Genomic DNA, 16,386 nt, shown 5'->3' with positions numbered 1-16,386 from the left:
GCGCGATCGCGGGCGCATCGAAACGCCGGCGCACCCCATCCCCGTCAGAACATCGTGTTCCCGTTCGCGGCCTGCTCGGGCACGGGTTGATTGACGTCCCAGTGCTCGACGATCTTGCCGTTCTCGAGCTTGAAGATGTCCATGATCGCGCTGCCGCGCGTGCCGGGTTCGCGCACCGCATGCACGTGCAGGATCACGTAGTCGCCGTCGACGAACGAGCGCTTGATCTCGCTGTGCGACCGCGGATATTTGTCACGCAGGAATGCAACGAATTGGCGGAAGCCGTCGCGGCCGTCGGCCGCGTTCGGGTTGTGCTGCACGTAGCGATCGCCGACGTACGCGAGCGCGGCGTCCGCATCTTTCTCGTTCAGGCCTTTTTCGTAGAACGCGAGCACCGTCCGCCGGTTGGCCTCCTGCTGCGCGTCGGTCGGCCCGGCCGCCACCGCATGCGCGGCGTTCACGGCGAACAGGGCCGCCGCCATCCATCGTGCGGCCCGTGCCGCTGTCGTGCGTCGCATCGTCGTCTCCCGCGAAATCCGGCTGAAAACCGGATCATACCGGGGCGACGCCGCGCTCACGCTTCGCTCAGGCCAGCGCGCCGTTGCGCGCAACGATCTTCCCCGACGACACGACGAGCCGCCGCAGCGGCCGCGCAACAACGGCCTCGGCGAACGTCAGTGCATCGACGAGCACGACATCCGCGCGACTGCCCGGCTGCAGCCCGTAGTCGGCGAAACCGCACCCGCGCGCCGCGCCGTGCGTCACGCAGTCGAGCGCGACTTCCAGCGCATCGTCGCGGCGGAAATCGTTGCGCATGCCGATCAGCATCGCGCGTTCGAGCATGTCGGGCGACCCGTACGGCGTCCACGTATCGCGCACGCCGTCGTTGCCGCCGATGACCGTCACGCCCGCCGCGCGGCACGCGGCCACCGGCGGCACGGGCACCGCCGCCGGCGCGGTCGTGACGAGCCCGACGCCGAGTTCGGCCATCCGTGCGAGCAGGGCATCGCGCTCGCGTTCGGCGATATCGCCGAGACAGAACCCGTGGCTGATCGTCACCTTGCCCTGCATGCCGTGCGTGGCCGTGCGCTGCAGGATCAGGTCGAGCGAGCACGCACCCATCGATCCGCGCTCGTGCAGATGAAGGTCGAGCCCGCGGCCGTGGCGCTCGGCGATCGCGAACAGCACGTCCACCGCCTCGACCGGATCGCCTTCGATCGCGCACGGGTCGAGCCCGCCGAGCAGATCGGCGCCGGCGGCGAGGGCTTCGGACAACAGCACATCGGTGCCCGGCCGCTTGAGCACGCCCGACTGCGGAAACGCGACGATCTGGATTTCAACTTCCCCGCGCAGCGTCTCGCGCGTCGCGAGCACGCCGTGCAGATGCCGAAGCCCGGCTTCGGTATCGATGTCGACGTGCGTGCGGATGCGCGTCGTGCCGGCCGCAAGGAACGCGCGCGCCAGCGCGAGCGACGCGGCGCCGGCGTCATGCCCGCTCGTCGCGCGATAGTGGCGTTCGTTCTCGATCCGGTCGACGAGGCGCGGCCCGACCTGGTTGCGATACCACGGCATTCCCCAGTGCGTCTTGTCGAGGTGCGTGTGGCCTTCGACGAGGCCGGGCAGCGCGAGCGCGCCCGCGCCGTCCTCGATCGCGCAGCCGGCGGGCGCGTCGAGCGACGGGCCGATGCGCGCGATCCGGTCGCCTTCGATCAGGATGTCGAGCGCGGCGTCGGCGCTCGGACGGACGTTGCGGATCAGCAGGTTCGTCATGTCGGTTCCGGTGTGGTCGGTTGGTGCAGTCAGTGCGAGGAGGGCACGGCGCGTGCCGTGCCGCCGGTCCGGTGGGTCAGCGCGCCAGGCGCAGCGCGGGCGCGAACGGCGCGCCCGTGTCGCTTTCGCCGCGACGGAACACCCAGCGCTCGGCCGGCACGCCCGCGACGGCCGCCGCCGCATTCGGCGCACGCACCGCGACGAACGTCGCATCGCAGCCGACCGCGACTCCATAGTTGTCCTTTCCGATCACGCGCGCGCCGGCGTGCGTCGCCATGTCCAGCGCGATACCGAGCGCTTCATCGGTGTAGAAGCCTGACCGATAGCCGACCATCATCGCGCGCTGCAGCATGTCGCCGTTACCGTACGGCCACCATGCATCACGGATGTTGTCGTTGCCCGCGAACACGTGCACGCCCGCATCGCGCAGCGGCCGCACCGGCGGAAACGCGCAGTCGCCGGGCGCATTCGTCAGGATCGACACGCCGGCTTCGGCCAGCGCCGCCGCGGTGCGTTGCACCGCGTCATCGCTCACCTGGCCGAGCGCGTAAGCATGGCTCACGTTCACGCGGCCGCCGAGCCCCGCCGCGCGCGTGCGCGCCGCGATCCGCAGCAGCTGCGCGATGCCCGTTTCACCGGGCTCGTGCAGGTGAATGTCGATCTTCGCGCCGCGCTTCTCGGCGATGCCGAACACGATGTCGAGCTGGCCGTCCGCATCGCCGTCGAGCGTCGTCGGGTCGATCCCGCCGACCACGTCCGCGCCTTCGCGCACGGCTGCATCGAGGATCCCGGCGGTGCCGGGGCACGACACGACGCCCGCCTGCGGGAACGCAACCAGTTCGATATCGACGATGCCGCGCCATTGCTCGCGCGCAGCCATCACGGCCTGCAGGTTCGACAGGCCCGTGGTCGCATCGACGTCGACGTGGCTGCGCATCGCGACCGTGCCGAATGCCGCGGCCTGCGCGATCAGCGCATTCGCGCGCTCGACGATCGGCCGCGCCGCCGCGAGCTGGCGCTTCTCGACCGCGAGCCGCTCGCGCAGCGTGCCGACCGGTTCGTGCGGCACCCAGCGATCGCCGACGAAGCTCTTGTCGAGGTGGAGGTGGCCGTCAACGAAGCCGGGCAGCACGACGCGGCCGTCGAGGTCGATCGTTTCCGCGCCGGGCGCGGCGGCGCAATCGGCGCCGATCGCGGCAAAGCGGCCGTCACGGACGACGAGGTTGATGGGCTGGCCGCCGGCGTCGACGGCGTTGATGAAGAGACGATCGATCATGGCTCGGAATGTGGGGCGGTCGCGGCGCGGCACCAGCGCGGACAGGGGAAGGAACCGCAGCCGGCGCGGCGCGACCGTTGGCAGGGAATCGGGCCACGATATCGGACGCCGCCGCCCGAGGCCAATTAAATGTCGCGATGCCGCGCATTCGATTTCGCGATGCGCGTCGCGCGAGACCGCCGGGCCTGGCGATGGGGCGGGATCGCGGTGAAGACGGCGGAAAAGCCGATGGCCGCGCAGCGGCGGCCTCACCGGAAAGCGGGCGTCCGGAAGCCGCGTCGCGCCCTTGTCGGGCGTCGCTTCGGCGCCCCGCCGGGACGGCGATTTACGCGGCAACAGACTTTACACGTTGTTACCCGGCCGCACCGGACGCGCCTCAACCCATTCCTTATACTCACGCCGAGTTCGCCACCCGTCCCGGCATTCGTCGGCGGACCCGTTGCCGATGCAGGAAACACCATGATGCGCATGCCTTCCACGAAGACCGTTCTGTTCGCCTCGCTCGTCGCCGTCGCGGCGCTTCCGCTGACCGCCTGCGTCGCACCGGGTTACTACGGCGCGCAGCCGGGGTATCCGCAGCAGCAATACGCGACGCCCGGCTACGCGCAGCCCGCGTATTCGCAACCGGGCTACGTGCAGCAGCAACAACCCTATCCGAACCAGGCGCCGCAGCCGTACGACCAATACGGCAACTCGCAGCCATACGGGTCGCAGCAGCCGTATGACCAGTATGGGAATCAGCAGCAATACGGCAACGGCTACGGCACGCAGTACGGCACGGTCTCGAACATCCAGCCGGTCAACGGCTCGGTCGGCCCGTCGGGCGTGGCCGGCACCGTCGTCGGCGCGCTGGTCGGCGGCCTGGTGGGCAACCAGTTCGGCCGCGGCCACGGCCGCGATGCGGCGACCGTGATCGGTGCCCTCGGCGGTGCGGTGGCCGGCAACCAGATCGGTCAGCAGATGGGCGCCGCGCAAGGCCCGAGCAGCTATCGGATCGACGTGCAGGTCAGCGACGGCACGATGCGTTCGTTCGACGTGCAGTCGCCGGGCAATCTGCGGCCGGGCGATCGCGTGCAGATCAACGGCAATCAGCTGGCGCGGTATTGATGCCGATACGGCGCGCCTGACCTGATCGGGCGCATCGTCGCGCGTTTGACGTCGTGCACCGGTTCGGCGCGACGATACGCCTGCTTCACGTCATCCTCATCCTTCGTGCCGACGCGACGCGCATGACGCGCCGCCGGTACCTCCGCAGTCCGTCCACCTTCGCGTCAGCCTCCGGCGCGACGCATCGCACGGCCGTTTCGCCGCTCGTCTGCACGGACCGAGCGCGTTGCTGTCACACGCGACGCGCACCGAGCGCGATGCGCGTCGACCGCACGGCCGCCCGCGGATGCCCCGAACGCCGCCACGCGTCATCCAGATTCCGATTAGCATAGGCACGATGCAACCCGCGGCCGCAGCAGCCTGCGCCGACGTGCACAACCCTCTACCAGAATCCCCTCGATGACGATCACGACCCGCCTGCTCGATGCGGCCGACGCCGCCCGTTTCCAGACCGTCCGCCTGCGTGCAGTCGACACCGCGCCCACCTCGTTCCTGCCGACGCTCGAAGAAGAATCGCAGGTGCCCGTCGACGAATTCGCGACGCGCATCACGCCGACCCACGAACGTGCCGTGTTCGGCGCGTTCGACGGCGATACGCTCGTCGGCATCACCGGCGTGCGCCGCGATGCGCGCATGAAGATCGCGCACAAGGCGACGGTCTGGGGCGTGTTTGTCGATCCCGCGTATCGCGGGCAAGGCATCGCGCAGACGCTGCTCGAAAGCGCGACCGCGCACGCGGCGCAGGCGTGGGGCTGCAAGCAGCTGATGCTGTGCGTGAACGAGGTCAACGGCACCGCCGAACGGCTGTATGCGTCGCAGGGGTTCGTCCGGTTCGGCACGGAACCGCGCTCGCTGTTCGTCGACGGCCGCTTCTACGACGAGCATCACATGGTCAAGACGCTGGCGTAACGCGTTCAATCAGGTTGGCGCTCGCGTGCATCGACAAACCGCGCGCGAACGCCCTTCACCTTCACCTCACGCCACCGCTAGTCGGTGATCGTTGTATCGACGGCCTGCCCGGCGATCGTCACGTTCGTCAGCGTCATCGCGCTCACGTTGAACGCATGGATCGGCCCCGGCGACGTGACCGTCGGCGTGCCCGACGCGACCGGCATGCCGACGTCGCAGTTGCTGATCGTCACGCCGGAAATCGGCTGCACGGCAAGCACGGGCGGCGCGCGCCGCCCGTGCGTCACGTCGACATCGCACCCGTGCAGCGCGAGCCGCGAAACGTGCGCGAGCGACGCGGCGATGCGCGCAGCCGCGCCATGCTCGCCCCAGACGAGGTCGACCGCCGACGCATTGGGCATGTGGCCTCCCGCGAAGGCGCGGGTCGCCGCGAGCGGTCCGCCGAGCACGGCGCCGCCGGCGAGCGCGCCGGTCCAGCCGGTGAAAGCGCGACGCAACGCGCTTCGACGAGGGCGATCGGGCAGGCGAAAACGAACGGCGATTGTTTGCGGCCGTGGGAGCTCCTTCAGTGCATGGGGTATCGACGCACCTGACGGCGGATCGCTATTTGTACGTTGTCGTATCACGATGCGCAGTCTGAACGCGACCGCAGCCGAGCCCGCATTTGTCGCTTATCCTTTTTTAACCGGGATAATGCCTCGAATGTATGCGCTCACTCACATCGCAAAAGAGTAATTTCAGAGATGTGTTGTCGTACATTTATGCGCACAAACTTCAACTGAAACGCCCCGACCGACACCGTCCGCCGGGGCAACGACCTACTCGCCAGCAGCCGCTACCGCACCCGTTGCCGGCTCGCGTCCCGCCGAAGCGGCCGGTTCGAACATCAGCACCAGATCGCCGTGGTAACTCCCATTGGTCGAGGTCGCACCACTGACGGCCGGCGCATGGGCGCTGACTGTCAGGTTGCGCGTTTCGTCGTAGCCGTCAAAGCCATCGTGACCGGGCTTGACCAGCGTGATCGTGCGAGCGGCGCCGGATGCGATTTCCGCGTCGCCCGCCTTGCCCGTCAGCACGACCTTCGCATTGGCCATGTCGTCGCGACCGTTCGTCAGCCGCAGCGGCTGCAACAGCGTGACGTTGATATCGGGGTTCGTCGTGCGCACGCGGATCGGCAGCGTCGCGGCGAACGCCTGCTGCGCACGGTCCGTCGCGTTCAGTTCGACCACGTCGTACCACGCGGAATTGTCCGGCTTCGACACGAACAGGCTGTCGCCGATATGCGCCGTCAGCGTGATCTTCTTGACGACCGCTTGCGGCGACGTCGGGCCTGCATGAGCGATGCCGGCCAATGCGCCGCACACGGCGAGTGCGGCAAGCTGTTTTCCGATCTTCATTGTGTTGCTCCGCATTCTGGATGGATGGTCGAAATCCGATCGCCGAAAAGCCGGCCCGCTTCGAGCCCACGATCCCGCCATTGCTGGAAAATCCGGTATTCGCTTATCTCTAAATTAACAAGCAAATCCCTGCGGAATTCGAAATACCCGGCCGCATGCAAGAGCGATCGAATCGTCCGGATGCATTCGTAACCGCGTATCGGATTCCCGCGTCAGCCAGCAACGACAAGCTCGGACGAACACCTCACGCCACGGCGTGCATTAACGATAGGCCACGAGAACCCGGATAAATATCCATGGAAACCTTCACGGTTTTTTGCGGTTTCCATTTACCAGTGCTATCCCCAAATCAAATAAAACATGCACGGCAAGCACCTGCCGTCACGCTCGACAACGTCATCGTCAATCGCAACGGATATTCGCGCGCCGCCATTCGCCTCGGTAATTCCGCCCCTGTTCATCCCCCCGCCGCCCGCGCTATCGTTTCCCCATCTTCACAGCCCAGGAGCCGCCTTTGCCTTCCCGCCACGGAGTCGATCTCATCCGCGCCCGCGCGCTGTTCGATCGCGAGCGCCGCGCATTCACCGAAGCCATGCCGGTCTCCCGCGCCCTATCCGCGGAAGCATCCGAGCATCTGCTGTTCGGCGTGCCGTTGCACTGGATGCAGGACTGGTCGACGCCGTTCTCGCTGTACGTGAAGGAAGCGCGCGGCGCGACGTTCACCGACGTCGACGGCCATCGCTACGTGGACTTCTGCCTCGGCGACACCGGCGCGATGTTCGGCCATGCGCCCGAACCGGTCGCGCGCGCGCTCGCCGAGCAGGCCACGCGCGGCTACACGACGATGCTGCCGAGCGAGGACGCTGCGTGGGTCGCACGCGAACTCGCGCGCCGCTTCAGGCTGCCGGTCTGGCAGTTCGCGCTGAGCGCGAGCGACGCGAACCGCTTCGTGCTGCGCTGGGCGCGCGCGGCCACCGGCCGCAATACGATCGTGGTGTTCAACGGCTGCTATCACGGCACGGTCGACGACGTGTTCGTCGATCTCGTCGATGGCCGCCCCGTGCAGCGCGACAGCCTGCTCGGGCAGTCATACGACCTGCTCGCGAACACGCGCGTCGTCGAATTCAACGATCTGGCTGCACTCGAAGCGGCGCTGAAAAGCGGTGATGTCGCCTGCGTGCTCGCCGAGCCCGCGATGACGAACATCGGGATGGTGCTGCCCGATCCGGGCTTCTGGGAGGCGGCACGCGAACTGACGCGCCGCTACGGCACGCTGCTCGTGATCGACGAAACGCACACGATCAGCAGCGGCCCGGGCGGCTACGCGGTCGCGCACGATCTCGAGCCGGACATGCTGGTGGTCGGCAAGCCGATCGCGGGCGGCGTGCCGTGCGCGGTGTACGGGTTCAGTGCTGAATTTTCCGAACGCGCGAAGCAGGCAAAACTGAACGCGCCGCCCGGCCATTCGGGGATCGGCACGACACTCACCGCGAACATGCTCGCGATGCATGCGATGCGTGCGACGCTGGCCGAGGTCGCGACCGACGCGGCCTATGCGCATATGTTCGAACTCGCCGCGCGGCTGGCGACGGGGCTCGAACAGGCGATCGCGAAGCACGGGCTGCCGTGGTGCGTGACGCGCATCGGCGCGCGTACCGAGTTTCAGTTCGCGCCCGTGCCGCCACGCAACGGGACGCTCGCCGGCGCACAGCTCGACAGCGAACTCGAACACATCGTGCACCTGTACCTGCTGAATCGCGGCGTGCTGATCACGCCGTTCCACAACATGATGCTCGTGTGCCCGCAGACGACGGCCGACGATGTCGACCGGCTCGTGACGCAGTTCGACGCGTGTCTCGGCGAGCTGGTTTGATGCAGTGACATTCGCGGCAGGCAGCACATCGCGCGAGTACGCGCCGCGATGGGTTGCCTGCGGCGTCGCTCGTGTCGCCCGCGCCGCCCGTCTCGCCTGACAGTGAAACGAACCGCCGCACGGCGAGCCGTTTCCCGACGCATACGCATCACGCAGCGGCGCGCTACGCCGCCTTCAACGCCCGCCGCGCCACTTCCGCGAAATACCGCGCCCCCACCGGCAGGATCTCGTCGTTGAAATCGTAGCCCGCGTTATGCAGCGGCACGCCGCCGCGCCCGGCCGCCTCGCCGTTGCCGATGAACATGAAATTGCCGGGCACGGCCTGCAGGAACGCGCCGAAATCCTCCGAGATCATCATCGGCTGCACGTCGGCGTTCACCGCATCCACGCCCGCGACCTGCGCCGCCGCCTGCACCGCCGTATCGACCCACTCCGGCGAATTCACCGTCGGCGCGAACTCGTGCGTGTACTCGAACGTGCAGGCCGCGCCGTGCGTGCGGCAAATCCCTTCGCTGATCTCGCGCATCCGCGTTGCCAGCAGCGCCTGCACGTCGCGCGAATAGCTGCGCGTGTCGCCCTTGATCGTCACCGTCGACGGCAGCACGTTGCGCAGCCCGTCGGTGATGAACTCCGTACACGAGATCACGGCCTGCTGGCCCGGATCGAGATTGCGCGACACGATCGTCTGCAGCGCGAGCACGACCTGCGCGCCGATCACGATCGGATCGATGCCCATGTGCGGGCGCGCCGCATGCGTGCCGCGCCCATCGATCCGGATCACGAAGTTGTCTTCGCTCGCCATGATGCCGCCCGCACGCGTCGAGAACGTGCCCGCGCGCATGCCCGGCATGTTGTGCGCGCCGAAGATCGCGTCGACCGGAAAGCGCTCGAACAGCCCGTCGGCCATCATCGCCTTCGCGCCGCGCCCATGCTCCTCGGCCGGCTGAAAAATGAAACGCACGGTGCCGTCGAAATCCTTGCGCTCGGCCAGCAGTTGCGCGGCGCCGAGCACCATCGACATGTGGCCGTCGTGCCCGCACGCATGCATCTTGCCGGGCGTGCGCGACGCATGTTCGCGGCCCGGCGCGTGCTCGGCGATGTTCAGCGCGTCCATGTCCGCGCGGATGCCGATCGCGCGACGGCCGGTGCCTGCCGTCAGGTTCGCGACGAGCCCCGTGCCGCCGATCCCGCGATGCACGTCGAGCCCGAGCGTCGTCAGGATGCGCGCGACGTAGTCCGACGTGTTCACTTCTTCGAAACCCGTTTCCGGATGCTGGTGCAGATGGCGGCGCCAGGTCTTCAGTTGCCCCTGCAGCGTGCGTTCTTCGGTTGCGTCCATGGTGTTGGCCTCGTCAGTCCTAGTCGATCGGGATCGGTCGTGATGTCGGTCAGGCCGCCACTGCCGCGCGGTCCAGCCAGTCGCGCTGCCGCGCGAGCACGGCGTCGGCCGCCTCGCCGACGCAGCTCCGGTACACGGACGGCGCCGTCGCACCTTCGGTATTGATCGCCAGCACGCGCGATTGCGCATCCAGCCCCACCTGTCGCGCGAGCGCGGGGTCGCGCATCAGCACTGCCAGCCCCGCGACGCCGGCCGCGCCCGATTCGCCGGCCACGAGCGGCGCGTCGCGTTCGCTGCCGGCCGCGAGGCCGCGCATCGCCTGCACCGCGTCCTCGTCGTCGATCAGCATGAAGTGGTCGATGCACAGCTCGAGGAAATCCCATGCAAGCGGCGACGCCTCGCCGCACGCCAGGCCGGCCATCACGGAATCGACGCTGCCGGTCGCCTTCGCCGCCCGCCCCGCGAGCGCGCTCTGGTACAGGCAGTCCGCCTGGCGCGGCTCGACCACGATGAAATGCGGCCGCTGCGCGCCATCGCGCTCCCACAGATAACTCGCCACGCCCGCTGCAAGGCCGCCCACGCCGCCTTGCAGCAATACATGCGTAAACGGCCGCCCGTCGTCCTGCGCCGCCTGCGCGGCCGCCTCGGCGGCGATCACGCCGTAACCCTGCATCACGTCGCGCGGAATCGCCTCGTAGCCGTCGTACGACGTATCCGACACGACATACCAGCCGTTCGCCTGCGCAAGCTGCGCCGCGCAGACGACCGACTCGTCGTAGTTTCCCGCGATGCGCACGATCCGCGCGCCGTACGCCGAGATCGCGCGTTCGCGCTCGGCGTCGACGTTCGCATGCAGCACGGTCACGCACCCGCAGCCGATCGCACGCGCGGCGGCGGCGAGCGCGCGGCCGTGATTGCCATCGGTCGCGCTGATCACCGTCAGGTCGGCCAGCTCCGCCGCGTAGCGGCCGGTGACGAGCCCTTGCGGATCGAGATCCTGCGTGCGCCGCAGGCGCTTCACGAGCCGCACCAGTGCGATCGGCGCACCGAGCGCCTTGAAGCTGCCGAGCGGCGAGCGGCACGACTCGTCCTTCACGCTGACGCTCGCGACGCCAAGCCGCGCGGCGAGATCCGGCAGCGCGCGCAGCGGCGTGCGCGCGTGGCCGACGAGCGGCCAGTGCGACAGCCACGCGCCGCTTTCGTCGGCCGACGCGATGTTCATCACGCGGCGCAGCGCGTTCGGATAGGCGGCGCGCGACGCGCGGGGGTTGGCGATCAGCATGGGGAAAGGCTCCGGTGCGGGACCGCGGAGGCGGCCCGTCGGGTGGTTCGGATCGGGCAAGCGCGGGTTGCATTCGCCGTCGGTCCGAAAAATAATATTGCGCATGCCGGTCAACAAAATCGCCAAATCGGTTGTCTGGACGAAAAAATTTCTCATTCTTTCGAGGTTTCGCGCACCATCATGACGACCCCACTCGATGCGTTCGATCACAAGCTGTTGATGGAAGTGCAGCGCGACGCGCAGACGCCGCAAAGCGAACTCGGCGCACGCGTGAATCTGTCGACGGCGGCGGTGAACCGGCGTTTGAAGCGTCTCGCGGAAGACGGCGTGATCGAGCGCTACACGGCCGTGGTCGCGCCGGACAAGGTCGATCATCCGCTGACGATCGTCGTGAACGTCGAGGTCGAGAGCGAGCAGATCGACCAGCTCGACGCGATGAAGCGGTCCTTCGAGCGGTGCCCGCAGATCCAGCAGTGCTACTACGTGACGGGGGAATGGGATTTCGTGCTGATCCTCGCCGTGCGCAACATGGATCAGTACAACGCGCTCACGCGCGAGCTGTTCTTCGCGAACAACAACGTGAAGCGGTTCAAGACGCTGGTGAGCATGAGCCGCGTGAAGGTCGGGCTCGAGGTGCCGGTGGCTCTGGACACGTAGCGCTTAATCCAGGATATCAAAAGCAGCTAATCCACGTTATTGTGAATAAATTCACTCACGCGCTCCATCAATTCCGAGCATGGGTTGCTTCGGAAGATTCGTGTCGCCATATTCACTGGATCGCCGAAGAAGAATCGCTCGTAGAGGACCTGACGACCAGCGAATGCAGAAATTGAAGCGTCCCACGCTAGTCGGTACAGATCAATCTTGTCTGCCGCCTCCAGTCTCATGCCTTGAAAATATTTATCGATCTCGCTGCGCATCGGCCCATCCAAATCCTGGCTCGTCGGCAATGCCACTAAACCGCTAGCACCAATCTGCTGCACGACTTCCACGATCCGGGGGTATATGCGAGGAAACAAGAACCGAGCAGCCTCTAGCGGCTCCCAATCAGGAACCAGAACACCAAAATCGTTTGGCCTTGCCCCGGCCTCGGAAGCTGCCTTGAACGCCTTCATAGTTTGCCAGCCAGCCCAGACATCGGCCATCTTATCGTGAATATGCTGAAATAACTCAAGCCCGGAACCGCGAATCATCAGGGAAATAAGTCCGAGAAAGAACTCCAATTTGACAATATTCTTGCACACCACTTGATAGGTGATGTGTGCGGTTGCTCCAGTCGCGTCGTAGAAACGATTGCATATATCTATATCACGATAACAAAATACCCTCTCCCATGGAACGAATACGTTGTCAAACAGTGCTACGGCATCCATTTCCTCGTATCGTGCACCAAGAGGATGATTTTTGCGTTCCATCCCATAATCAAGGGACTCGCGACAGATGAACTTTAATCCTGGGGTACAGGTCGGCAGAACGAACGCAAATGCATACGCTTTCGACGCATCCGAGACGTCCAGCAACCTTGCCGGAAAGACCGCAATCTCATCGGCAAAAGGAAGTGTAGCAATCAACCTAGCACCTGTTATATAGATGCCAGCATCTGTTTCTCTTGTAACATGGGCGGATACAGTCGGATCATCTTGAAATGCCGGGCCGACGCGACGATTTGCTCGCGGATTCAAGAGGGTGTGTGTGAGAGCAAGATCATTGTCCCGCACAAACCGAAAATACTCCCTGACATTACCGGAAAATCCCCGCCCCCCGATGTCAAAAAAATCCGCGCATCCTGCGAACGAAGCAATTGATCTATTTAGGTAAGCCGGATCACGGCCGAGCATACCTTGACTAAACTCAGCGCCAGTAAGCAGCGCCTTACCAACGGCCAACAAATCACTTCGACTCTTCGTGATGGAAAAGGACCTGCTTACCCTCCTACCATCAATAGTCTCCAACATAAATTCGCTGTGATCCCATTGGTAGTCGTAGAGCGCAGCGAGTGTCTCCACGCCATTTCTGAGCCCTGCGGTATCTCGAATGCTTGTGACCCGCTCACCCTGATACCAAAGCTCTGGAGGATAGTTCTCGAGACGCCGCAAGAAATTCACCCCTTTTCTTGCACCTTGGTATTCATCGTCAAAAGCGAGCGACATGGACATAGTTTCCTTATTTCTACAAGCATCGATCATCATCAAGACTCCTGCTTATGATCGATATCTTCAATGCACAGCTTTGCGATCTGCCAACGATTGTCGACGACCAACCACAATTCAAAGAAATAAAATTGACTGGCTATCGCGCCATTTTTTTTGATTTTCATCGAACCGGATACTGTGCCCCAGTACTTACGCTCCTGCACCTGGTCGACCACTTCGGTATATTCGACATTATCCGCGCGTCTGTTTGGAAATTTTCTTCGACTTCGCTCTATGAACTCAATTTCCTCAGACTTCGATATGCTCCGCCCATTTCTAATCACGAAAAATAAAGGAATCTCAAGATAGTCAAGCCAATCCACCTCTCCATGCAGGTAAGCATTAATCCAAACCTCCCGAATCTGCATTATCGAGTATTTATTTTTCACACCAAAAACAATATAGAAATCCTAATTGATACTGATCGACCCGCTCGTTCGCGCGCGCTTTGCGTCACACATGCGCTCGCCTTCAATCTGGGTAAGCACCAATTTCTATAGCTTCTCTACAAGCGGCACCCGCGGTTGCCGACCGAAACACGTATTCATCATCCAATACATCGCTGCCATGAGGCATAGCGTAATCCGACCTTCATTATCGTTGTACGTGATGCACGCATCAAAGCGTCGGAAAATTAAACTCGGCTTTTCTTTCGCGCCACTGCCCACGCAACTCGTCAAGTAACATTTCCATATCCAGCTCTCCTATCGCATCGACTATCCTCTCCTTCAGCTCACGCGCCTCGGCTGTAGTCGTCGAATAGTTCACCTTGTCGCGAAAAAAGCGATTCTTAGCCAGCTCGTCGATGAATAGCTTCAGCACGTCCGCCCTTCTGACGAAATCGAGACCAATTGTTACGTGCATCGAAATATCGCTAATAGCCTCGACGTCGTGCCAATATCCGAAAGGCAAGTACAAGCCATCACCCGTGGATAGCGTGTATTCTTTAAGTGGCTCCCCCTTAGGGAGCGGAAAATGAAAACTCTTATCCCCTCGATTCGGCGAGTGGTATGTAGGTGCATATACTACCCATCGTTTGACACCATGAATCTGTATGGCAAAAACATCATGATCATCGAAGTGACAACCAAATCCGCCTGGCCCCTTGGGTGAAACATACAAGTTGGCCCACGTTCGGCAGCAAAACGAATCGCTGATTTCCTCTGTCAGCGCACTAACACCCGGGAAGAATGCTTCACAGTTGTCAATGATGATTGCGCAACCATCGGTCAGTACCTTGCGCAGCACGCCAGGAACCACTCTTGGTCGTCGCTCCCCCCGTTCCGAGATCGAATAGCGGAGGAATCCGTTATAGCCGCGGCTGTAGTCATTGCCTGCAGCAGCAATCCGGATCCTCGGATAATCGATCAGCCCACTCGATAAGAGCGAATTGACTTCATCCCAAGTGGCGATTCGATCGACGTTTATCGAGTCGAATGCATAGGGCCGCAAATTAAGCCCCTCAGACAAGAAATCTCCGGAACTAAGCATGCTACCTCCCACGCTTAATATGAATCTCGCCGCCAAACTCCTCCATGACGTGCGAGTTAATCGTTGAACTAGAATTAAAAACTGCCTCTGGACGCTGATGCATAATCACGAACATGACGGTGCTATCCGCGAGGCGCACTATAGTACCTGCAAGATCGGAGGCTCTCTTTTCGTCCAACCCAGAAAATGGCTCGTCAAGTATCAAGATGTCACATTCTTGCAGCAATCCCCTGGCGATAACCAGTCTCTGGCGCTCCCCGCCAGAAAGTCGACCACCCTTTTCGCCCACGACATATTCGAGATCGCTCGTAAATTTGTGAAGCCCAACCTTTGTAAGCGTATCGATGATTTCTTCTAGCGTAGCACTGGGTTTACCATAGCGAAGATTTTCGACGATAGACTCATTGAAGATGATATTGTCTTGAGAAACATAACCCATCTTTTTCAACAACAAATCCGAATCCAGACTAATTACATCAGTATCATTTATATGCAATTGCTCTGCCGAAGAGCGAATTTCTCCACGCATTGCACGTGCAACAGTACTTTTTCCAATTCCACTTGGGCCACGCAGTATGTTCAATGAACCCAGTTCGATCGTGATATCCCCGTTGATTGGCGGCATGTTTCTGTTCGATGAGTCTGCCATTCTGAAATCTCGAAAGGAAAATTTATATCGGCCTCCATCCAACACCGGACAACCCGCATCACAATTTAAATCCCCCTCAATTCTCAATCCTTCCGAAATCCTCAATATATCAATCTTCGCACCGAGAACATTACGATAATTAAATCCAAGCGCATTGATCTGAGAAATCAATTGCGCCAACCCGGTCGCAAGCATGACAACGACTCCAATCGAATCCCCCCCCTGTCTGTAGTACAGCATGAGACTCGCGAAACACACCACCAGACATATAACAGAGGAAACAAGACTGTCAACAAATAGCCTATTGGAATTCCCATCCTTTCTAATTTCCAGCTTTGCCAACAATGCATGGTGGCGATTTATTCTTTCCACCATAACAGCGGGGGAAATGAAATCCGAATTGATAAAGCTGTCGTGCATGAATGCCGAACATTCAGCATCCAATTTTACGATATCCCTCATCAACGGCACTCGCCTCTTCGTGACATAGATGACAAAAGCAGAGTAAACCACCGCAAACGAAATCAAAATCGCGCCCGCTCGCCACCCCACAAGCCAAACCGAAAATAGCGTGACGGACACAATTTCAAGCGCGATCGAAAGTAGTGATCTTAAAGTGTTATTTAGCAGAGCTCGTACTGAAGCAACCGCCTCCTGGATTTTCTTTTGATATTCTCCGGAATTCTTATGCCTAGCACTACGGTAATCCATTCGCACAACGTGCTCATACCACCTGTCGCGAACGTCGCTTTCGATTCGATTCGCGAGTTTATTCGAAACCAATGTCCCGCCAGCACCCGCGATTGGGAGCAAGAATCTTTGCAATGAAAATAGTGCAATGAAATAAAAAATCACATCCTGCCTTCCGTGTTGCAGGCCGTCCGTCAACCACTTCAACATCGCGCCAAACGACGTATTTAGCACCGCACTCAAACACGCAAGGACCAGCACGGCACTAAAATACCACCTATAAAGGACCAGCAATTTATAAATATACTTAGACACACGCCACCCTTTATTTCATTTCACCCAAACTGCTGCCCCAAGCTTGATTGCGCACACCATTCATTCAGGGCAGCTGATCTTATAGGTCACTCAACA

At 62.2% G+C, this 16,386-nt stretch carries 14 protein-coding genes and 1 pseudogene; 4 read left to right on the top strand and 11 right to left on the bottom strand.

Features of this window, described 5'->3' with window-relative positions; all coding sequences use genetic code 11:
• Positions 1-44 precede the first annotated feature (44 nt).
• From ACPTTC_RS18795 to ACPTTC_RS18785, 3 genes are all read right to left on the bottom strand, one after another.
• On the bottom strand, positions 45-518 hold the full coding sequence (locus ACPTTC_RS18795) for a nuclear transport factor 2 family protein (RefSeq protein ID WP_175952718.1): 474 nt from the start codon (positions 516-518) through the stop codon (positions 45-47).
• A 67-nt stretch (positions 519-585) separates the two neighbouring features.
• Positions 586-1,770 (bottom strand): amidohydrolase family protein, encoded by a 1,185-nt coding sequence (locus tag ACPTTC_RS18790; RefSeq protein ID WP_423393444.1) that lies wholly within the window; start codon positions 1,768-1,770, stop codon positions 586-588.
• 76 nt (positions 1,771-1,846) lie between these two features.
• The gene (locus ACPTTC_RS18785; RefSeq protein WP_423393443.1) at positions 1,847-3,046 is read right to left on the bottom strand and encodes an amidohydrolase family protein; all 1,200 of its coding nucleotides are present in this window, start codon (positions 3,044-3,046) and stop codon (positions 1,847-1,849) included.
• Between the two features lie 459 nt (positions 3,047-3,505).
• On the opposite strand from ACPTTC_RS18785, the gene ACPTTC_RS18780 reads away from it, so the two are divergent.
• A complete protein-coding gene (locus ACPTTC_RS18780; protein ID WP_423393442.1) occupies positions 3,506-4,153 on the top strand; it encodes a glycine zipper 2TM domain-containing protein in 648 nt (215 codons plus the stop codon).
• Between the two features lie 399 nt (positions 4,154-4,552).
• Positions 4,553-5,062, top strand: a complete 510-nt coding sequence (locus ACPTTC_RS18775) for a GNAT family N-acetyltransferase (protein ID WP_423393441.1) — start codon at positions 4,553-4,555, stop codon at positions 5,060-5,062.
• Between the two features lie 164 nt (positions 5,063-5,226).
• Here the strand turns inward: ACPTTC_RS18775 and ACPTTC_RS18770 are convergent.
• A pseudogene (locus ACPTTC_RS18770) lies at positions 5,227-5,614 on the bottom strand (endopolygalacturonase); the annotation flags it as partial.
• A gap of 266 nt (positions 5,615-5,880) precedes the next feature.
• A complete protein-coding gene (locus ACPTTC_RS18765) occupies positions 5,881-6,459 on the bottom strand; it encodes a CS1 type fimbrial major subunit (protein WP_175952723.1) in 579 nt (192 codons plus the stop codon).
• Positions 6,460-6,973: 514 nt separating this feature from the next.
• Between ACPTTC_RS18765 and ACPTTC_RS18760 the strand changes: the two genes are divergently transcribed.
• Positions 6,974-8,332, top strand: coding sequence for an aspartate aminotransferase family protein (locus tag ACPTTC_RS18760; protein ID WP_423393440.1), 1,359 nt, complete (start codon positions 6,974-6,976; stop codon positions 8,330-8,332).
• 163 nt (positions 8,333-8,495) lie between these two features.
• Here the strand turns inward: ACPTTC_RS18760 and ACPTTC_RS18755 are convergent, their stop codons facing one another.
• Positions 8,496-9,671, bottom strand: a complete 1,176-nt coding sequence (locus ACPTTC_RS18755) for a M20 aminoacylase family protein (RefSeq protein WP_423393439.1) — start codon at positions 9,669-9,671, stop codon at positions 8,496-8,498.
• Between the two features lie 49 nt (positions 9,672-9,720).
• Positions 9,721-10,953, bottom strand: a complete 1,233-nt coding sequence (locus ACPTTC_RS18750; RefSeq protein WP_423393438.1) for a diaminopropionate ammonia-lyase — start codon at positions 10,951-10,953, stop codon at positions 9,721-9,723.
• Positions 10,954-11,133: 180 nt separating this feature from the next.
• On the opposite strand from ACPTTC_RS18750, the gene ACPTTC_RS18745 reads away from it, so the two are divergent.
• Positions 11,134-11,610, top strand: coding sequence for an Lrp/AsnC family transcriptional regulator (locus ACPTTC_RS18745; protein WP_423393437.1), 477 nt, complete (start codon positions 11,134-11,136; stop codon positions 11,608-11,610).
• Positions 11,611-11,636: 26 nt separating this feature from the next.
• Here ACPTTC_RS18745 and hpaB read toward each other — a convergent pair whose 3' ends face one another.
• From hpaB to ACPTTC_RS18725, 4 genes are all read right to left on the bottom strand, one after another.
• Positions 11,637-13,142 (bottom strand): 4-hydroxyphenylacetate 3-monooxygenase, oxygenase component, encoded by a 1,506-nt coding sequence (gene hpaB, locus ACPTTC_RS18740; RefSeq protein ID WP_423393436.1) that lies wholly within the window; start codon positions 13,140-13,142, stop codon positions 11,637-11,639.
• On the bottom strand, positions 13,142-13,534 hold the full coding sequence (locus tag ACPTTC_RS18735) for a hypothetical protein (RefSeq protein WP_423393435.1): 393 nt from the start codon (positions 13,532-13,534) through the stop codon (positions 13,142-13,144). Before ACPTTC_RS18735 ends, hpaB begins: the two co-directional genes overlap by 1 nt.
• Before the next feature lie 229 nt (positions 13,535-13,763).
• Positions 13,764-14,636: a cupin domain-containing protein gene (locus ACPTTC_RS18730; protein ID WP_226197235.1), complete on the bottom strand. Its 873-nt coding sequence runs from the start codon at positions 14,634-14,636 to the stop codon at positions 13,764-13,766.
• Position 14,637: 1 nt separating this feature from the next.
• A complete protein-coding gene (locus ACPTTC_RS18725) occupies positions 14,638-16,290 on the bottom strand; it encodes an ATP-binding cassette domain-containing protein (protein ID WP_423393434.1) in 1,653 nt (550 codons plus the stop codon).
• Positions 16,291-16,386 lie beyond the last annotated feature (96 nt).

The organism is Burkholderia mycopellens, from assembly GCF_964265025.1.
In the GTDB taxonomy this organism is placed as follows: domain Bacteria; phylum Pseudomonadota; class Gammaproteobacteria; order Burkholderiales; family Burkholderiaceae; genus Burkholderia.
This window is presented reverse-complemented; position numbering and strand designations above follow the sequence as displayed.

What these genes read in the sequence shown, in the direction of transcription:
- ACPTTC_RS18795 (WP_175952718.1), bottom strand. Translation starts at nt 518, where the DNA reads ATGCGACGCACGACAGCGGCACGGGCCGCACGATGGATGGCGGCGGCC.
- ACPTTC_RS18790 (WP_423393444.1), bottom strand. Translation starts at nt 1,770, where the DNA reads ATGACGAACCTGCTGATCCGCAACGTCCGTCCGAGCGCCGACGCCGCG.
- ACPTTC_RS18785 (WP_423393443.1), bottom strand. Translation starts at nt 3,046, where the DNA reads ATGATCGATCGTCTCTTCATCAACGCCGTCGACGCCGGCGGCCAGCCC.
- ACPTTC_RS18780 (WP_423393442.1), top strand. Translation starts at nt 3,506, where the DNA reads ATGATGCGCATGCCTTCCACGAAGACCGTTCTGTTCGCCTCGCTCGTC.
- ACPTTC_RS18775 (WP_423393441.1), top strand. Translation starts at nt 4,553, where the DNA reads ATGACGATCACGACCCGCCTGCTCGATGCGGCCGACGCCGCCCGTTTC.
- ACPTTC_RS18765 (WP_175952723.1), bottom strand. Translation starts at nt 6,459, where the DNA reads ATGAAGATCGGAAAACAGCTTGCCGCACTCGCCGTGTGCGGCGCATTG.
- ACPTTC_RS18755 (WP_423393439.1), bottom strand. Translation starts at nt 9,671, where the DNA reads ATGGACGCAACCGAAGAACGCACGCTGCAGGGGCAACTGAAGACCTGG.
- ACPTTC_RS18750 (WP_423393438.1), bottom strand. Translation starts at nt 10,953, where the DNA reads ATGCTGATCGCCAACCCCCGCGCGTCGCGCGCCGCCTATCCGAACGCG.
- ACPTTC_RS18745 (WP_423393437.1), top strand. Translation starts at nt 11,134, where the DNA reads ATGACGACCCCACTCGATGCGTTCGATCACAAGCTGTTGATGGAAGTG.
- hpaB (WP_423393436.1), bottom strand. Translation starts at nt 13,142, where the DNA reads ATGATGATCGATGCTTGTAGAAATAAGGAAACTATGTCCATGTCGCTC.
- ACPTTC_RS18730 (WP_226197235.1), bottom strand. Translation starts at nt 14,636, where the DNA reads ATGCTTAGTTCCGGAGATTTCTTGTCTGAGGGGCTTAATTTGCGGCCC.